Source organism: Bifidobacterium parmae (assembly GCF_002860365.1).
Classification (GTDB): Bacteria; Actinomycetota; Actinomycetes; order Actinomycetales; family Bifidobacteriaceae; genus Bifidobacterium; species Bifidobacterium parmae.
In genome coordinates, this window is sequence record NZ_NMWT01000020.1 from 73,688 (window position 1) to 85,875 (window position 12,188).

The following is a 12,188-nucleotide window of genomic DNA, read 5'->3' on the forward strand; positions in this document are numbered from 1 at the left end:
GTTACTTCATCTGCTCCTTCATGCTCTTGAGCTGCACCGCGTACGCGATGGCCATGGTGATGATGGCCATGACGATGGCGAGGGCGGCCGCGTAGTTCGCCTGGTTGCCGGAGAACGACAGGTTGTAGGCGTACATGTTCGGCGTGTAGTACGTGGTGATCGCGTTGCCGGGCACCATCGACTGCAGGATGGACGGCTCGTTGAACAGCTGGAACGAGCCGATGATCGAGAAGATCACGGTGATCGCGAGGGATCCGCGCAGTTCGGGCAGCTTGATGGACTTGACGATCTGCCATTCGGAGGCGCCGTCGATCGACGCGGCCTCGTACAGCGAGTGCGGGATCGTGGAGAGCGACGAGTAGAAGATCAGCATGTTGTAGCCGGTGAACTCCCACGTGTTGATGTTGCCGATCGAGGCGAGCAGCACGTTCGGGTCGAACATGTCGATGTTCGTGCCGAGCAGGTCGTTGAGGGAGCCGACGAGGCCGTACTTCGCGCCGTACACGAAGCCCCAGATGAGGGTGGACACCACGGCGGGCACCGCGTAGGGCAGGAACGTGGAGATGCGGAAGAACTTGGTGCCGTGCAGCTTCATCGAGTCGATCGCGAGCGCCATCGCCGCGGCGAGGAACAGCATGATCGGCACCTGCACGACGGTGAACAGGGCGACGCGGCCGACGGACGACCAGAACTGCTGGTCGTGCATCAGCGCCGCGTAGTTGCCGAGGCCGACGAACTTGGTGCCGCCGATCATCTGCTTCTTGAAGAACGAAATGTAGATGGCGTACACGATCGGGATGATGAACACGAACACGAACACCACCGCGAACGGCCACATGAACTTCCATCCGCGCCAGTCCGCCTTGTGCCTGTTCTCACGAGCCACGGCGGAATGACGCGGCGCCGCTGCGGCGGTCACATCACTTGAGGCCATACCAACCCTCTCCTTCGAAGGATCCTCCCGGGCGCCCGCCTCTGACTGCGAACCGGACACCCGTAAAATGTTTACGCAATCATCGTATCACCATCCGCGATTTCGTCCAGTTTCGGCGTGGCTAGACGCACATGCGGTGTGGTATGTTTGATAACGAAAACACGAACCTTTGATGGAGAAGAAGTCATGGAACGCACATCAACGGTATCGATGCAGGACGTCGCCAGAGAGGCCGGCGTCTCACCGCAGACCGTATCACGCGTGGCCAACGGCAGCGACGCCGTGAGACCCGAGACCCGCCAGCGCGTCGAGGCGGCGATGACCAAGCTCGGCTACCGTCCGAACTACGCGGCGCGCGCGCTCAAGCACGGCCGGTTCAAGGACATCGGCGTCGTCATGTTCAACATCGCCAGCTTCGGCAACTCGCGCATCCTCAAGGGCATCGCGACGGCCGCGAACGACAGCGGCTACGCGATCACCATCCACATGATGGGCAGGGACCGGGAGCGCACGCTCACCGCGGCCGTCGAACGCATGAAGCAGCTACCGGTCGACGGCGTGATCGTCGTCATGGAGGAGCACCTGCCCGACTTCAACGATTTTGTCCCGCCGCGCGACCTGCCGGTCGTGATCATCAGCGAGGACCCGTCGGACACGTGCGCCACGGTCGACGCCGACCAGCACGGCTGCTCCACCGCCATCGTCGACTATCTGCTGAGCAAGGGCCACAAAACCGTCTACCACATCGCCGGACCGTCCACCTCGCGTGCGGCGCAGAGCCGCGCGCAGGGATGGCGCGACGCGCTCGAACAACTGGGACTGCGCATCCCGCCCACCTACGTGGGCGACTGGGACGCGGACAGCGGCTACCAGGCGGGCCTCGCCCTCGCGCACGATCCGGAATGCACGGCCGTCTACGCGGCGAACGACCAGATGGCGTACGGCGCGATCCTCGGCCTCACCGCGGGAGGCCGTCGCGTGCCGGAGGACGTGAGCGTCGTCGGCGTCGACGATTCGCTCGTCGGCATGGTGCCGCGTCTCGACCTGACCACGATGCGCATGAAGTTCGACGAGATCGGACTGGAGGCGTTCTCGATGCTCAAACGCCAGTGCGAGGGCGGCCGCGTGCCGGTCGGCGTGAAGACCGTCATCCCCACCGAGCTCGTCGAACGCGGCTCCGTGCGCGACATCGGCGACTGACCGACCGACCGTTCGACCGACCGTCACAGCGGCACGCGCGAGACGAACTCGCGCCGCTCCCCCGTCACCGGATCGTCGAACGCGAGCCGCCGCGCCACGAGCGCGAGCGGCTCGCTGAAATCGTCGTAGGCGCGCTGCCGGATGCGCGGGTAGAAGTCATCGCCGGCGATCGGCAGTCCGATCGCATTCATATGCACGCGCAGCTGATGCGTCCTGCCGGTCCGCGGATGCAGCGTATACGCGCGCAACGCCGGGCGAGTATGCGACGCGCTCCGCGAACGCGCCCCCGATACCCCGTCCGCCGCCAGCTCGATCACGGTTTCGGCGTTCACCGCGCCCGGCGTCTCGTACGCCTGCAGTATCCCGCGCTCCTTGACGATGCGGGAGCGTCGCCGCAGCGGGAACGCGCGCGGCGGCTCCAACCGTTCGATCGTCCCGTACCGCGGCCGCGCGATCGGCGCGCACGGCGCGAGACACTCGTACGTCTTCTCCGCGCGCCGCTCCTGGAACAGCATCTGGTACGCGCCGCGCAATGCCGGATCCCGCACGAACACGACGATGCCGGCGGTCATGCGGTCCAAGCGGTGCGCGGGCGTGATCGCGTCGTCGCCGTACGCCTCGCGCAGGCGCATCAGCGCGGTCTCGCGGTACCACATGCCTCGCGGCGTGGTGGCGAGGAAATGCGGTTTGTCGACGACGACGATTCCCGCATCCTCGTACACCACGTCCAGTTCGAACGGAATCCGCGGCTCATCCGTCACGTATCGATGACGCCGCGTCATCGTCACTCCACGGTGACGGACTTGGCGAGGTTGCGCGGCTTGTCGACGTCGTAGCCCTTGAGCCTGGCCATGTCCATGGCGAACAGCTGCAGCGGGACCACGTCGACGAGCGGGCTCATCAGCGTGGGGCACTTCGGGCGCCAGAACACGACGTCCGCGTAGTTCTCGACGTCCTTGTCGCCCTCTTCGGCCACGGCGATGATGTACGCGCCGCGCGCCTTCACCTCTTCGATGCCGGAGAGCACCTTGGCGTGCAGCACGTTGCGGCCGCGTTCCGGAGGCACGATGAACACGACCGGCTCGCCTTCGTCGACGAGCGCGATCGGGCCGTGCTTGAGCTCGCCGGCGGCGAAGCCCTCGGTGAACGTGTACGCGATCTCCTTGAGCTTCAGCGCGCCCTCCATGGCGACCGGGTAGCCGACGTGACGGCCGAGGAACAGGAACGACTGCGCGTTGAGCATCTGCTTCGCGGCCTTCTCGATCGCGCCGGTCTGCGTGTCGAGCACCCACTGGATCTTGCGCGGCATGTCCTTGAGCGAGTCGATGGTCTGCTGGATCTCGTCGCGGAACATCGCGCCCTTCACCTGCGCGAGGTACAGGCCGAGCACGTAGGCGGCGGTGATCTGCGCGACGAACGCCTTGGTGGAGGCGACGGCGACCTCCGGACCGGCGTGCGTGTACAGCACGGCGTCGGATTCGCGCGGGATGGACGCGCCCTGCGTGTTGCAGATGGCGAGCACCTTGGAGCCCTGTTCGCGCGCGTGGCGCAGCGCCATGAGCGTGTCCATCGTCTCGCCGGACTGGGAGATGGCGACGACGAGCGTGCGCGGCGTGAGGATCGGGTCGCGGTAGCGGAACTCGTGCGCGAGCTCCACTTCGACGGGGATGCGCACCCAGTGCTCGATCGCGTACTTGGCGACCATGCCCGCGTAGGCGGCGGTGCCGCATGCGATGACGATGATCTTGTCGATGGCCTTGAAGTCATGCTCGTCGATGTGGATCTCGTCGAGCGTGACGTCGCCGTTCTTGTCGTAGCGGCCGAGGAGCGTGCGCTGCACGGCGGCCGGATCCTCGTGGATCTCCTTGTCCATGAACGAGTCCCATCCGCCCTTCTCGGCGGCGGAGGCGTCCCAGTCGACGGTGTAGGTCTTCGGATGCTCGACCACGTTGCCCATGAAGTCGGTGACGACGACCTTGTCGGCGCTCACGCACACGGCCTGGTCCTGGTCGACCTCCATGGCGCGCTTCGTGTACGCGACGAACGCGGCCACGTCGGAGCCGAGGAAGTTCTCGCCGTCGCCGAGGCCGACGACGAGCGGCGAATCGTGGCGCGCGCCGACGACGATGTCCGGCTGGCGGCAGTCGGTCGCGAGGATCGTGAACGCGCCCTTGAGCATGCGCGCCATGCGGCGCACCGCCTTGAACAGGTCCGGCCTGCCCTCCTCGCGGATGATGGTGTCGACGATCTTGCCGAGCAGCTTGGCGGCGACCTCCGTGTCGGTGGCGGAGGCGAAGCGGTAGCCTTCCGCCTGCAGGTCGAGGCGCAGCTGGGAGGCGTTCTCGATGATGCCGTTGTGGATGATGGCGACCTTGCCGTCCATGCTGGTGTGCGGGTGGGCGTTCACGTCGCTCGGCACGCCGTTCGTAGCCCAGCGCGTGTGGCCGATGCCCACGGTCGCCAGCGGCATCGGGGTCTTCTCGATGCTGTCGACGAGGTTGGCGAGACGACCCGCCTTCTTGCGCACCGCCACATGGTCCATGCCGGGCGCGGTCAGGGCCACGCCGGCCGAATCATAGCCACGGTATTCGAGGCGCTTCAGGCCCTGGAGGCAGACCTCCAGCGGCTTGCCGCACGCGGTTTCGACATGTCCTGCATATCCAACGATTCCACACATAGCCCCCTACCCTACAGGATGCATATTGCCGGACGCGAACACGGCCCCGTCTTTTCGCGCTATCGCCATAATGAAAAACCTCCCTCTGACGAGGGAGGTGGCATCGCGAAGCGATGACGGAGGGAGGGACCCGCCGAAGGCGCCTTCCTACAGCACGTGCTGGAGGAAGTCCTTGAACCTCGGTTCGGTCGGATGGTCGATGATCTCGGGGCCGCCGGATTCGACGACGACGCCGCCGTCCATGAACACGACCTGGTCGGCGACCTCGCGCGCGAATCCGATCTCGTGCGTGACGACGACCATCGTCATGCCGGCCTTGGCGAGCGAGAGCATGACGTTGAGGACCTCGCCGACAAGCTCGGGGTCGAGCGCGGACGTGGGCTCGTCGAACAGCATGATCTCCGGCTGCATGGCGAGGGCGCGCGCGATGGCGACGCGCTGCTGCTGGCCGCCGGACAGCTCGGCCGGATAGTAGTTGAGGCGTTCGCCGAGACCGACGCGCTCCAGCTCCCGGATGGCGAGCTGCTTGGCCTGCGCCTTGTTCATGTGCTTGACGTGGACGGGCGCCTCCATCACGTTCTCCAGCGCGGTCATGTGCGGGAACAGGTTGAAGCGCTGGAAGACCATGCCGAGCTTGGAGCGCTGGGCGGCGATCTCCTTGTCGTTGAGGGTCTGGAGCATGTCCTGCCCGTTCCTGGTCACATGCTTGTAGCCGATGAGTTCGCCGTCGACCTCGATGGAGCCGCCGGTGAGCGTCTCGAGCTGGTTGATGAGGCGCAGGAACGTGGACTTGCCGGAGCCGGAGGGGCCGAGGATCACGGTCACGGTGCCGGGCTGGACGGTCAGGTCGATGCCTTTGAGCACGTGCAGCGAGCCGAACGCCTTGTGCACCTGCGTGGCCTTGACGGCGGGGACGGGCGCGGTCGGCGTGGCGGGCGCGTTCACGGGGATGCTGGTCTGTGTCATCGTGTCTCTTCCTTCCCGCTCACGCCGTGAGCCCGCTGAACGTGGCGTCGTTGAGCTTGTCGACATTGTCCTTCGGCTCGCCTTCGGTCTTGCCGGGCAGCGGCGGCTGCTTGCCGCGCGAGCCGACCGGGCGGGCGTCGAAACCCTTGCCGAAGTGCTTTTCGAGGCGGGACTGGATGACCATCAGGATGGACGTGATGAGCAGGTACCAGATGCAGGCCACGATGAGCAGCGGGATCGGCTTGTAGATGCGGTTGGCGATCGCGTTGGTCGCGAACTGCAGTTCGAGCGTGAACGGCACGGCGAGCACGAGGGACGTGGTCTTCAACATGCCGATGGTCTCGTTGCCGGTGGGCGGGATGATGATGCGCATGGCCTGCGGCAGGATGATGCGGCGCATGATGAGCGTGCGGCTCATGCCGAGCGCCTGCGCCGCCTCGGTCTGGCCCGGGTCGACGGCTTCGAGGCCGGCGCGCACGATCTCGGACAGGTAGGCGGCCTCGTTGAGGGCGAGGCCGATCCATGCGGCGTTGAACGCGGTGATCACCACGGAGGAGTCGATGCTCCAGAACGAGATGTCGGTGAACGGGACGCCGAGGCTGATCTTCGGGATGAGCACGGAGAACAGGCCCCAGAACACGAGCTGCGTGTACACAGGCGTGCCGCGGAAGAACCAGATGAAGAACCAGCTCACGCCGCGCAGCACCGGGTTGATGGACTTGCGCATGATCGCGAGGATCACCGACAGGATGATCGCGACGACCATGGAGAGCACGGTGAGGATCAGCGTGTAGCCGATGCCTTCGAGCACGTTCTCGTTGAACAGGTATTTCCAGACGGTCGGCCAGTCCAGTCGCGGATTGGTGACGAGCCCCTGGATGAGCATCGCGGCGAGCAGCACGACGATCACGGCGGCCACGACGGGCCCCGGGCTTTTGACGGGCAGCGCCTTGATGCGGTTCGGGATGTTCAGTCCTTCGCCATCGACTTGTTTCTTTGCCATGTTCGGCTCCTTAGTGGTGCTTCGCTCAGCCTTCGACGTCCGGGTTGACCTCGGCGGTCTTCAGCGCGCCGGATTCGACGCCCCAGTGCTTGAGGATCTTGTCGTAGGTGCCGTCGTCCATGAGCTTCTGCATGGCCTTCTGCACGGCTTCGACGGTGCCCGTGTCGCCCTTCTTGATGGCGATGGCGTTCGGCACGGAGTCGAAGTCCTTGCCGAGCTGTTCGAGCTGGCCGTCGGTCTGGGCGATCGCGTAGCCGACGACCGGGGAGTCGGCGAAGAACACGTCGGCCTTGCCGGTGACGACGGCGGTGGTGGCGTCGGTCTGCTGCTTGGAGGACTGGATCTCGATGTCCTTCTTGCCGTCGGCCTTGCACTGCTTGGCGGTCTCGTTGATGGCGGTCTCCTCGACGGTGCCGGTCTCGACGGCGACCTTGAGGCCGCACAGGTCGTTCTCGTTCACCTTGTTCGGGTTGCCCTTCTTGACGGCGTAGCCCATGCCGGCGGTGAAGTAGGAGACGAAGTCGACGGACTTCATGCGGTCGGGGGTGATGGTGAACGCGGCGATGCCGAGATCGTACTTGGAGCCGATGGCCGGGATGATCGTGTCGAAGTTGGAGGAGACGATCTCGGTCTTGAGGCCGAACACGTTGCCGAGGGCGCGGGCGAGGTCCATGTCGTAGCCGATCTGGGTCTTGCCGTCGGCGTCGAGGAATTCGGCGGGCGCGTAGGACGGGTTGGTGCCGATGGTGAGCTTGCCGTCCTTGGTGACGGATTCGGGCAGCAGCTTGGCGATCGCGTCGTCCTTCTTGACGCCGGAGACGTCGTAGCTGGTGATGGTGGCCGAGTCGGAGCCCGAGGCGCTGGTGCTCGCGGAATTGTCGGTGGTGCCGCAGGCGGCGAGCGGCAGCAGTACGGCGACGCTGAGCGCGGCGGCCGCGATGGTCTTCATCTTCGTGGTGAACGACATGGTGTCCTTCTTCTCTTCTGATGCTTCTGCTTCGTTTCGTGGGAACGGGAAGCGGCCGCCGCGATGATGCGTTCATCACGACGGCCGTCCTCCGTTCCGTCATGCAAGCATATATACACGATAGTGCATACATATGCAATGCGATGCGTATCGCTGACACGCGATGATACGGGCCGGATACTACGAAACGGTTAACCCGTTCCGCACGCCGTGCGCCGTCCCACGCGCCGTGCTCAGCCCTCCACGTCGGTCGGGTTGATCTCGGCCTTGTCGATGGCGCCGGACTTGACGCCCCAGTGGTCGAGCAGCTTCTCATACGTGCCGTCGTCCATCAGCTTCTGGATGGCCTTCTGCACGGCTTCGGCGGTGGCGGCGTCGCCCTTCTTGATGGCGACGCCCTGCTTGGCGACGCCGACGTCCTCGCCGTAGGATTCGAGCTGGTCGCCGGTCTGGCTGATCGCGTAGCCGGCGACGGGCGAGTCGGCGTAGAAGGCGACGGCCTTGCCGGTGACGACGTTGGTGGTCACGTCGGTCTGCAGCTTGTTGGAGAGGATGTCGATCTTCTTGTCGGCCGGGCACTTCTTGTCGGCGGCGGTGACCTCCTCCTCCTGGGTGGTGCCGGTCTGGACGGCGATCTTGAGGCCGCACAGGTTCGAGGAGTCGAACTTCTCGGGGTTGCCCTTCTTGACGACCCACGTGGAGCCGGCCTTGTAGTAGCTGACGAAGTCGACGGCCTGGGCGCGTTCCGGGGTGATGGTGAACGAGCTGATGCCGAGGTCGTACTTGGAGCCGACGGACGGGATGATCGAGTCGAACGTGCTGGTCACGTTCTCGGTCTTGAGGCCGAACACCTTGCCGAGCGCCTTGGTGAGGTCGACGTCGTAGCCGACCGGGGTCTTGCCATCCTCGGCGAGGAACTCGGCCGGGGCGTAGGAAGTGTCGGTGCCGACGGTGAGCACGCCGTCCTTGGTGACGGATTCGGGCAGGAGCTTGGCGATCTCCTCGTCCTTTTGGATGCCGGAGACGTCGAAGCTTTCGATCTTGGACGACGAATCGGACGAGCCGGAGCCGGACGCGGGCGAGCCGGACGCGTCCGAGGTGCCGCAGGCGGCGGTGGCGAACAGCATCGCCACGCTCAACGCCGCGGCCGTGACGGTTTTGATTCCCATGCTGAATGACATTGGATTTCCTCTCTCAGAGAATGTCGGTCAGGCGGGTATGTTTCCCGACTGATTCGCGAGAGTAGGTTCCCTATGCTACGAACCCGTAAATCTCACCCCCACGTCCCACAACGTGGACATGCCGGAGGCGGATTCAGTGGGAGCGCTTGTTGGCGTAGCGCATGGCGCGCAGGGCCTCGCGCTTGTCCTGCGCCTCGCGCAGGGCCTGGCGCTTGTCGAATTCGCGCTTGCCTCGCGCCAGCGCGATCTCCGCCTTGACGCGCCCGTTCTTGAAGTACAGGCTGATCGGCACGATCGTGTAGCCCTTCGCCTCGATCTGGCGGGCGAGCTTGAGGATCTCGCGTTCGTGCAGCAGCAGCTTGCGCTTGCGCTTCGGCGCGTGGTTGTTCCACGTGCCGTTGAGGTATTCGGGGATGTTCGCGCCTTCCAGCCAGATCTCGTTGCGACGGTCGATGCTGACGAACGCCTCGGCGAGCGAGGCGCGCCCCTCGCGCAGCGACTTCACCTCGGTGCCGGTGAGCACGACGCCGGCCTCGTACTTGTCCTCGATGACGTAGTCGTGTCGCGCCTTCTTGTTCTGGACGATGAGCTTCGTCCCTTCCTCCTTGGCCATCGGGGACCTCCCTTCCTTGTCGTCGTTGTCCCGCGAACCACAACACGATAGCACGAAGCGCCGCCGGCCGAAGCCTGGCGGCGCTTCCCTATCGCGTAGCGCGTAGCGGCCCGTTCGCGTGCGGGGTGCGGGCCTATCTGCCGATCAGTAGTGGACGTACTGGTAGGCGCCGGCGTTGGAGATGGTCTCCCACGCCGGGAAGGTGGCGAATCCGGTGCCGCCTTCGGAGATGAGCACGGAGCCGTCGGAGTTGACGCGTTCGACGACCGCGACGTGGCCGTACTGCCAGTCGGCCGTCCAGTGGCCGCCGACGCTCTGGCCGGGCAGGAACACCATGGCGGCGCCGACGTGCGGCGTGTTGTTCACGTAGTAGCCCAGACTGCGTGCGGTGGCCGCCCACTGGCCGCCGTTGCCCATGTACGAGCCGACGGGCAGGCTCAGCTGGGAGCGCTTGATGTACGCCCACAGCGTGCACTGGCGGGCCGGATAGGCGGAGCCGCCCACCGTGTTGCCGGTGTTGTGGCCGTAGCAGAAGCTGGAGCCTTCGGGGCAGCTGCCCGGCACCGCGTAGTTCATGCCGCTGGCGGTGCCACCGCCGGTCGAGCCGCCGGAGGTCGAACCGCCCGAGCTGGTGCCGCCGGTCGACGTGGAGCCGCCGCCCGTGTATCCGCCCGTGTATCCGCCGGTGGAGCCGCTGGACTGCTGCTGGCCGCCGGAGCCCGGCGTGTAATTGTTGCTGGTGCTCTGCGAGGCGAGCTGCGCCTGCAGCGACGCGATGTCGGCCGCCTCCTTGGCCTCCTGCGTGGTCAGGCTGCTCTTCTGCGCTTCGAGCGATTCGCGCGCGGCCGTGCCCTTGGCCTGCAGCGCCTCGAGCGACGCCTGCTTGGAGGCCGCGTCCTCGGCGGCGGCCTGCGCGCTGGCGGCCTGCTTGTCGGCCTGGTTCTTGAGCTGGGTGATCTGGTCCTCGATGGCGGCCAGACGGTCCTTGCGGTTCATCGACGTGTTCATCGAGATGGCCGCCTCGTTGGCCGCGTTGGCCGCGGAACGCGTGGCCGCCGCGTCGGACTGCATCTGGTTGACGAAATCGTCGGTGGTGGTCGCGTTGGTGACGACGCTCATCACCGTGGACGCCTGCGAGCCGTGGAAGCTGTCACGCGCGGATTCGGCGACGGAGTCCTTCGCGTCGTCGTATTCGATGCCCGTGTCCTTGATCTTCTGCTCGAGGTCGGCCTTGTCCTTCTTGGCCGCGTCCAGACGCTCGTTCGTGGCGTCGGCGAGGTCCTGCGCCTGCTGCGCGGCCTGCTGCGCCTTCGTGGCGGCCTCCTGCGCGGCGGGGATCTGCTCGTTGGCCAGCGAATCCAGTTCGATGATCTGGTTGGCGAGCGCGCTGTTCACGCCGGCCAGCTTGGATTTGAGATCCGCGTGGCTGGCCACCTTCTGCTGGTATTCCTGGACGGAGACGGCCTTGGCCTCGGGCACGTAGGCGGCGGTCATGGCGAGACCGCACACCCCCGCCAACGCGGCGGATACGATGAATCCGAGTCCGGCCTGCAACGTCTTCGAACGTTTCAACACTTCGGTCCTTCCTTCGGGTTACTCCCGCACATTGTAACGGAGGTTCCTGAGACGGCAACCCCCGTCACGTCATGGGCGTAGCGCCCGGTATTCCAACGTATGCGGACGCCGTCACGCCTTGAGGTACCGGCTCAGCGAGACCGCGGACGCGATGACGGACAGCAGCACGGCGCCGGCGACGAGCGCGGGCGCGACGAGCCACACGGTGCCCTGCGTGACGAACGGCATCCAGCTGACGGACTTGGCGACGCCGTCGGTGATGAACACCTGCACGATCGCGGCGAGCGCGCCGGCGGCGAGCAGCGAGCCGACGAGCGAGGCGACGACGCCTTCGAGGATGAACGGCAGTCGGATCGTCCAGTTGGACGCGCCGACGAGGCGCATGATCTCCGTCTCGTTCTTGCGCGACGCGGCGGACATGCGGATCGTCGTGCCGGTCAGGAGGATCGCGACGACGACCATGACGACGGCGAGCACGACGGTGACGACGGTCGCGCGGTTGAGCACGGCGAACACGGGGTCGAAGATCTGCTTCTGGTCGACGACCTCCTCCACGCCGGTCTTGCCGTTGAGCACCTCGGCGACCATCTTGTACTTGGTCGGGTCCTTGAGCTTCAACTGCAGCGAGTCCTGCATGTCGGCGGCGGTGAGCGTGCGGCCCTGGTATTCGCCGTTCGGGTACTGCTTGAGGAACGTGTTCTTGAAGAAGTCCTCACGGCTCACGTAGGAGATCTTCGAGACGTTGTCGCGCAGCTCCTGATGGATGAAGTCCTCCAGCTCGACGATCTCCTGCTGCGTGGGGGCCTTGCCGGTCGCGCAGCTGGCGGCCTGGCTGGTGCCGTCCGGGCACAGCCACACGATCACCTCGACCTTGTCGTACCATTCGCCCTTCGCGCGCGTCACCTGCGCCTGCATGAGCGCGGACGCGCCGATGAACACGAAGGAGATGAAGGTGACGAGCATGACCGACACGATCATCGGCACGTTGCGCTTGAGGCTCGTCCAGGTCTCGGAAAGGATGAATCGCGCCCTCATCGGGTCTCCTCCTCGTTCGTCTTCTCGTCGTCGGCGG

Annotated in this window: 11 protein-coding genes; 1 reads left to right on the plus strand and 10 read right to left on the minus strand. The window is 65.7% G+C overall.

Annotated elements, in window-relative coordinates:
* Window position 1 precedes the first annotated feature (1 nt).
* Window positions 2-934, minus strand: a complete 933-nt coding sequence (locus tag Uis4E_RS07345) for a carbohydrate ABC transporter permease (protein ID WP_101622548.1) — start codon at window positions 932-934, stop codon at window positions 2-4.
* 210 nt (window positions 935-1,144) lie between these two features.
* Here Uis4E_RS07345 and Uis4E_RS07350 point away from each other — a divergent pair, with 210 nt between their 5' ends.
* Window positions 1,145-2,134 (plus strand): LacI family DNA-binding transcriptional regulator, encoded by a 990-nt coding sequence (locus Uis4E_RS07350; RefSeq protein ID WP_101622561.1) that lies wholly within the window; start codon window positions 1,145-1,147, stop codon window positions 2,132-2,134.
* A 23-nt stretch (window positions 2,135-2,157) separates the two neighbouring features.
* Here the strand turns inward: Uis4E_RS07350 and Uis4E_RS07355 are convergent, their stop codons facing one another.
* The 9 genes from Uis4E_RS07355 to ftsX form a co-directional block, all read right to left on the minus strand.
* Window positions 2,158-2,916 carry a pseudouridine synthase gene (locus Uis4E_RS07355; protein ID WP_101622549.1) on the minus strand — a complete coding sequence of 253 codons (759 nt, stop codon included), beginning with the start codon at window positions 2,914-2,916 and terminating at the stop codon, window positions 2,158-2,160.
* Window positions 2,917-2,918: 2 nt separating this feature from the next.
* Window positions 2,919-4,811 carry a glutamine--fructose-6-phosphate transaminase (isomerizing) gene (glmS, locus tag Uis4E_RS07360; protein ID WP_101622550.1) on the minus strand — a complete coding sequence of 631 codons (1,893 nt, stop codon included), beginning with the start codon at window positions 4,809-4,811 and terminating at the stop codon, window positions 2,919-2,921.
* 147 nt (window positions 4,812-4,958) lie between these two features.
* On the minus strand, window positions 4,959-5,777 hold the full coding sequence (locus Uis4E_RS07365) for an amino acid ABC transporter ATP-binding protein (protein WP_101622551.1): 819 nt from the start codon (window positions 5,775-5,777) through the stop codon (window positions 4,959-4,961).
* A gap of 19 nt (window positions 5,778-5,796) precedes the next feature.
* The gene (locus Uis4E_RS07370) at window positions 5,797-6,780 is read right to left on the minus strand and encodes an amino acid ABC transporter permease (RefSeq protein WP_101622552.1); all 984 of its coding nucleotides are present in this window, start codon (window positions 6,778-6,780) and stop codon (window positions 5,797-5,799) included.
* Window positions 6,781-6,805: 25 nt separating this feature from the next.
* Window positions 6,806-7,747, minus strand: a complete 942-nt coding sequence (locus Uis4E_RS07375; protein WP_101622553.1) for an ABC transporter substrate-binding protein — start codon at window positions 7,745-7,747, stop codon at window positions 6,806-6,808.
* Window positions 7,748-7,980: 233 nt separating this feature from the next.
* On the minus strand, window positions 7,981-8,928 hold the full coding sequence (locus tag Uis4E_RS07380; protein WP_101622554.1) for an ABC transporter substrate-binding protein: 948 nt from the start codon (window positions 8,926-8,928) through the stop codon (window positions 7,981-7,983).
* 133 nt (window positions 8,929-9,061) lie between these two features.
* Window positions 9,062-9,541, minus strand: coding sequence for an SsrA-binding protein SmpB (smpB, locus tag Uis4E_RS07385; RefSeq protein ID WP_034529256.1), 480 nt, complete (start codon window positions 9,539-9,541; stop codon window positions 9,062-9,064).
* 144 nt (window positions 9,542-9,685) lie between these two features.
* Complete coding sequence (locus Uis4E_RS07390) at window positions 9,686-11,116, minus strand: CHAP domain-containing protein (protein ID WP_423734929.1); 1,431 nt, start codon at window positions 11,114-11,116, stop codon at window positions 9,686-9,688.
* 111 nt (window positions 11,117-11,227) lie between these two features.
* Window positions 11,228-12,151 carry a permease-like cell division protein FtsX gene (gene ftsX, locus Uis4E_RS07395; protein ID WP_101622555.1) on the minus strand — a complete coding sequence of 308 codons (924 nt, stop codon included), beginning with the start codon at window positions 12,149-12,151 and terminating at the stop codon, window positions 11,228-11,230.
* Window positions 12,152-12,188: the final 37 nt, after the last annotated feature.

Excerpts from the sequence above, each read along its gene's own strand:
- Uis4E_RS07345 (WP_101622548.1), bottom strand. The coding sequence starts at position 934 with ATGGCCTCAAGTGATGTGACCGCCGCAGCGGCGCCGCGTCATTCCGCC.
- smpB (WP_034529256.1), bottom strand. The coding sequence starts at position 9,541 with ATGGCCAAGGAGGAAGGGACGAAGCTCATCGTCCAGAACAAGAAGGCG.
- Uis4E_RS07350 (WP_101622561.1), top strand. The coding sequence starts at position 1,145 with ATGCAGGACGTCGCCAGAGAGGCCGGCGTCTCACCGCAGACCGTATCA.
- Uis4E_RS07370 (WP_101622552.1), bottom strand. The coding sequence starts at position 6,780 with ATGGCAAAGAAACAAGTCGATGGCGAAGGACTGAACATCCCGAACCGC.
- Uis4E_RS07355 (WP_101622549.1), bottom strand. The coding sequence starts at position 2,916 with ATGACGCGGCGTCATCGATACGTGACGGATGAGCCGCGGATTCCGTTC.
- Uis4E_RS07380 (WP_101622554.1), bottom strand. The coding sequence starts at position 8,928 with ATGTCATTCAGCATGGGAATCAAAACCGTCACGGCCGCGGCGTTGAGC.
- Uis4E_RS07365 (WP_101622551.1), bottom strand. The coding sequence starts at position 5,777 with ATGACACAGACCAGCATCCCCGTGAACGCGCCCGCCACGCCGACCGCG.
- glmS (WP_101622550.1), bottom strand. The coding sequence starts at position 4,811 with ATGTGTGGAATCGTTGGATATGCAGGACATGTCGAAACCGCGTGCGGC.
- Uis4E_RS07375 (WP_101622553.1), bottom strand. The coding sequence starts at position 7,747 with ATGTCGTTCACCACGAAGATGAAGACCATCGCGGCCGCCGCGCTCAGC.
- ftsX (WP_101622555.1), bottom strand. The coding sequence starts at position 12,151 with ATGAGGGCGCGATTCATCCTTTCCGAGACCTGGACGAGCCTCAAGCGC.